The 4,618-nt window shown below is 71.2% G+C and carries 4 protein-coding genes; 3 read left to right on the top strand and 1 reads right to left on the bottom strand.

The window, feature by feature from the left end; translation table 11 throughout:
• Positions 1-70: 70 nt before the first annotated feature.
• The 3 genes from dapC (at position 71) to ddaH (ending at position 3,453) form a co-directional block, all read left to right on the top strand.
• Complete coding sequence (dapC, locus tag OB08_RS15545; protein WP_461476315.1) at positions 71-1,180, top strand: succinyldiaminopimelate transaminase; 1,110 nt, start codon at positions 71-73, stop codon at positions 1,178-1,180.
• Between the two features lie 185 nt (positions 1,181-1,365).
• Positions 1,366-2,661 (top strand): citrate synthase, encoded by a 1,296-nt coding sequence (locus tag OB08_RS15540; protein WP_461476313.1) that lies wholly within the window; start codon positions 1,366-1,368, stop codon positions 2,659-2,661.
• 30 nt (positions 2,662-2,691) lie between these two features.
• Complete coding sequence (gene ddaH, locus OB08_RS15535) at positions 2,692-3,453, top strand: dimethylargininase (RefSeq protein WP_461476311.1); 762 nt, start codon at positions 2,692-2,694, stop codon at positions 3,451-3,453.
• 41 nt (positions 3,454-3,494) lie between these two features.
• Here the strand turns inward: ddaH and dapD are convergent, their stop codons facing one another.
• The gene (dapD, locus tag OB08_RS15530) at positions 3,495-4,451 is read right to left on the bottom strand and encodes a 2,3,4,5-tetrahydropyridine-2,6-dicarboxylate N-succinyltransferase (protein ID WP_461476309.1); all 957 of its coding nucleotides are present in this window, start codon (positions 4,449-4,451) and stop codon (positions 3,495-3,497) included.
• Positions 4,452-4,618: the final 167 nt, after the last annotated feature.

Raw genomic sequence — 4,618 nt, 5'->3', positions numbered from 1 at the left:
GGACCACCCGATCATCGCCGCGCTCCCGCCCCAGGGCGAGTGAGCCGCGCCCCCGAGCGGACGGTCTGACGTGGGCGTCGCCGATCTCGCCGATTACCCGTGGGACGCCGTCGCGCCGTACGCCGAGCGCGCGCGTGCCCACCCCGACGGCATCGTCGATCTGTCGATCGGCTCGCCCGTCGACCCGACTCCGTCCGTCGTCGCCGACGCCCTCCGCGCCGCGACGGACGCGCACGCGTACCCGCAGACGATGGGCACCCCGGCGCTGCGCTCGGCGATCGCGAGCTGGTACGAGCGGCGCCGCGGTGTGCCCGGCCTGACCGCGGCGAACGTGCTCCCCACGGTCGGCTCGAAGGAGCTCGTGGCGCTCCTGCCGCTCTTGCTCGGCCTCGGACCCGGTGACGTCGTCGTGCACCCGCGGGCGGCCTACCCGACGTACGAGGTCGGTGCGCGACTCGTCGGGGCGACGCCCGTCACCGCCGACGACCCGGCCGAGTGGCCCGCCGGCGCGCGCCTGGTCTGGGTCAACTCGCCCGGCAACCCCGATGGCCGGGTGCTCGACGTCGCGAGCCTGCGGGCGGCGATCGACCGCGCCCGCGAGCTCGGCGCCGTCCTCGCCTCCGACGAGTGCTATGCCGAGCTGGGGTGGGAGGCTCCGTGGGACGCGGAGCCGATCCCGTCGGCCCTCGACCCCCGCGCCACCGGCGGACAGCTGGACGGAGTGCTCTCGGTGTACTCCCTCAGCAAGCAGTCCAATCTGGCCGGCTATCGCGCCGCGTTCCTCGCCGGTGACCCGGACATCGTCGGCCGGCTGCTCACGGCGCGGAAGCACCTCGGTCTCATGCTCCCCGCACCGGTGCAGGCGGCGATGGCGGCGGCGCTCGGCGACGACGAGCACGTCGCCGCCCAGAAGGAGCGGTACCGTGCGCGGCGCGCGATCCTCAAGCCCGCGATCGAGGGCGCGGGCTTCCGGGTGGATGCCAGCGAGGCCGGGCTCTACCTGTGGGCGACCGAGGGCCGCGACGCGTGGGAGAGCCTCGGCAGGCTCGCCGAACGGGGGATCCTCGCGGGTCCCGGCTCCTTCTACGGCACGCACTTCCCGCAGCACATCCGGCTGTCGCTGACGGCGACGGATGAGCGGGTGGCTGCGGCGGCGGAGCGTCTCACCGCGCGCTCGTGAGGTTTCCTCCATCGGATGCCGTGCCCCTTTGGCGGTGTCCGCAGTAGGCGCACGAGCGCACTAGGCTGTAAGAAAACGCGGCGGCGCGGCATCCCCGTCCCCGCTGCCGTCCTCGGAAGACGCCTCTCGTGCGTCCGCGAGGCGGACGACACCCCCGGCACGACCAGAAATCGCGAGGAGGCGCCGTGAGCGACGCGGGCACCCAGCAGGAGAAGGCCACCCTCACGATCGGTGACACGACCGCCGAGTTCCCGCTGCTGCGCGGAACCGACGGCACGCCGAGCGTGGACCTCTCCACGTTCACCCGCCAGACGGGTCACACCGCGCTCGACTACGGCTTCGTCAACACCGCGGCGACCAAGTCCGCGATCACGTACATCGACGGCGATCAGGGCATCCTGCGCTATCGCGGGTACCCGATCGAGCAGCTCGCGAAGAACAGCACCTACCTCGAGGTCGCGTGGCTGCTCATCTACGGCGAGCTGCCGACGCCCGACGAGCTCGCGGCCTTCGACGACAAGATCCGCCACCACACGCTGCTGCACGAGGACCTCAAGCGCTTCTTCTCGGCCCTTCCGCACACCGCTCACCCGATGTCGGTGCTGTCCTCGGCGGTGTCGGCGCTCTCGACGTACTACGAGAACGAGTCCGATCCGAACAACCCCGAGCACGTCGAGCTCAACACGATCCGCATGCTCGCGAAGCTGCCCGTCATCGCGGCCTACGCGCACAAGAAGAGCATCGGCCAGGCGTTCCTCTATCCCGACAACGGCCTCGGCTTCGTCGACAACTTCCTCAAGCTCAACTTCGGCGTGCTGTCCGAGATCTACGAAGTGAACCCGGTCATGTCGCGGGCCCTCGAGCGTCTGCTGATCCTCCACGAGGACCACGAGCAGAACGCTTCGACGTCGACCGTCCGGCTCGTCGGATCGACGGGCGCGAACCAGTTCTCCTCGATCTCGGCGGGCATCAACGCGCTCTACGGCCCGCTGCACGGCGGCGCGAACGAGGCCGTGCTGTCGATGCTGGCGCGCATCCGCGACTCGGGCGAGAGCGTGGAGCGCTTCGTCGAGCGCGTCAAGAACAAGGAGGACGGCGTCAAGCTCATGGGCTTCGGCCACCGGGTCTACAAGAACTACGATCCGCGCGCGAAGCTCGTGAAGGAGTCGGCCGACGAGGTTCTCGAGGCGCTCGGCGTGAGCGACCCGCTGCTCGACCTCGCCAAGCAGCTCGAAGAGATCGCGCTCAACGACGACTACTTCCGCGAGCGCCGCCTGTATCCGAACGTCGACTTCTACACCGGCGTGATCTACAAGGCGATGGGTTTCCCGACGCGCATGTTCACGGTGCTCTTCGCGATCGGCCGGCTGCCCGGCTGGCTCGCGCAGTGGCGCGAGGCCGCGAGCGACCCGCAGACGAAGATCGGGCGTCCGCAGCAGCTGTACATCGGTGCGGCGGAGCGCAGCTACCCGGGACTGTGAGACCGTCCGGCGATCTGACAGGCTGAGCGGATGCCTCGACTCCTCGTCCGCCGCCCCTCGCCGCTCCTCGCCGACGGCGAGCTGACGCACCTCGAACGGGTGCCGGTCGATCCGACGCTCGCTCTGGCCCAGTGGGAGGCCTACGTCGACGCCTTCCGGTCGCGCGGGTGGGACGTGGTCGAGGTGCCGTCGGCCGACGAGCTTCCCGACGGCGTCTTCGTCGAGGACGCCGTCGTCGTGTTCGGCGGACTGGCCGTGCTGTGCCGCGCGGGCGCGGAGTCGCGGCGCGGCGAGGCGGCTTCCGTACGGGCGGCGGTCGAGGCATCCGGTCTTCGCATCGCGTCGATCGGCGAGCCCGGAACGCTCGACGGCGGCGACGTGCTCAAGGTCGGCCGCACCGTGTACGTCGGCGCGTCGTCCCGCACGAACACGGCGGGCATCGCGCAGCTGCGCGACGTGCTCGACTCCGAGGGGTGGGACGTCGTCGAGGTGCCGGTGACACGGGTGCTGCACCTGAAGTCGGGCGTGACCGCGCTCCCCGACGGCACGGTCGTCGGCTTCGAGCCGCTCGTCGACGAACCGCGCTCGTTCCCGGAGTTCCTGGGGATTCCCGAGGAGCACGGGACCGCGGTGGTCGTGCTCGACGCGGGCACGGTGCTGATGTCGTCCGACGCGCCCGAGACCGCCGCCCTCTACCGGGCGCGCGGCCTCGAGGTGGTCACCGCCGACGTGAGCGAGTTCGAGAAGCTCGAGGGCTGCGTGACCTGCCTGTCGGTGCGGATCCGCGACTGACGGCTCGCGGGGGCGTCAGGCGTGGGCGTCAGGCGTGGGCGTCAGGCGTGGAGCGCCTCGTTCAGCGTGACCCCCACGCCGGCGCGGCGGACGGCTTCGATGGCGCCGGTGACCGAGTTGCGCCGGAACAGGATGCCGTCCCGGCCGGACAGCTCGGAGCCCTTGACCGTCGGACGCGTGCCGTCGGCGTGCGGCGGCTCATCGGCGAGCACGACCTTCGATCCCGCCGTCACGTAGAGTCCGGCCTCGACGACGCAGTCGTCGCCGAGCGAGATGCCGATGCCGGCGTTGGCCCCGAGAAGCGTGCGCGCGCCGACCGAGACCTTATGGGTGCCTCCCCCTGACAGGGTGCCCATGATCGAGGCGCCGCCGCCGATGTCGCTGCCGTCGCCCACGACGACGCCCTGCGAGATCCTGCCCTCGACCATGCTCTGGCCCAGGGTGCCGGCGTTGAAGTTCACGAAGCCCTCGTGCATGACGGTGGTGCCGGGGGAGAGGTACGCGCCGAGGCGCACGCGCGAGGCATCCGCGATCCGCACGCCGGGCGGGGTGACGTAGTCCAGCAGGCGCGGGAACTTGTCGAGGCCCTGCAGCTGGATCCCCTCGCGCACGAGGAACGGCCGCAGACGCGTGAGCGTATCGGGATGCATAGGGCCGGCGTTCGTCCAGGCGACGTTCGGCAGGAACCCGAAGATGCCGTCGAGGTTGACGTCGTTGGGAGCGAAGAGCCGGTGCGACAGCGCGTGCAGGCGGAGGTAGGCGTCGGGAGTGGAGGTGGGGGCTGCCTCGACATCCAGCTCTATGGTGACGACGTCCACGGTGACGGCGCGACGCGCGTCCGGGACGGCGAGGCGCTCGAGCTCGTCGGGCGGCATGGCGGGGTCGAAGCCGAGGGGGATGCGGCCCCGCTCGGGGGAGGGGAACCACGTGTCCAGCACGGTGCCGTCTTCAGCCGTCGTCGCGAGGCCTGCGCCCCACACCCATCGCTCGTCGCTCATGCCTCAACGCTAGCGTCGCGGCGGACGCGGCCGTCGTGCTGTTTCGCTGCGCGACAGCAGAGGGCGAGCGGATGCTGCGTCCGCGAATGCCCGCGCGATCAGGCCGAACCCGGCATCGGACTCACCGGGGGCCGGCCGCGACACGCCCGGGATGTCGTGTCGATTCG

This window comes from Microbacterium sp. HJ5, from assembly GCF_054824025.1.
The sequence above is the reverse complement of the archived record's forward strand: the minus strand, read 5'-3'. Positions and strand labels throughout refer to the sequence as shown.

Excerpts from the sequence above, each read along its gene's own strand:
- ddaH (WP_461476311.1), top strand. The coding sequence starts at position 2,692 with ATGCCTCGACTCCTCGTCCGCCGCCCCTCGCCGCTCCTCGCCGACGGC.
- dapD (WP_461476309.1), bottom strand. The coding sequence starts at position 4,451 with ATGAGCGACGAGCGATGGGTGTGGGGCGCAGGCCTCGCGACGACGGCT.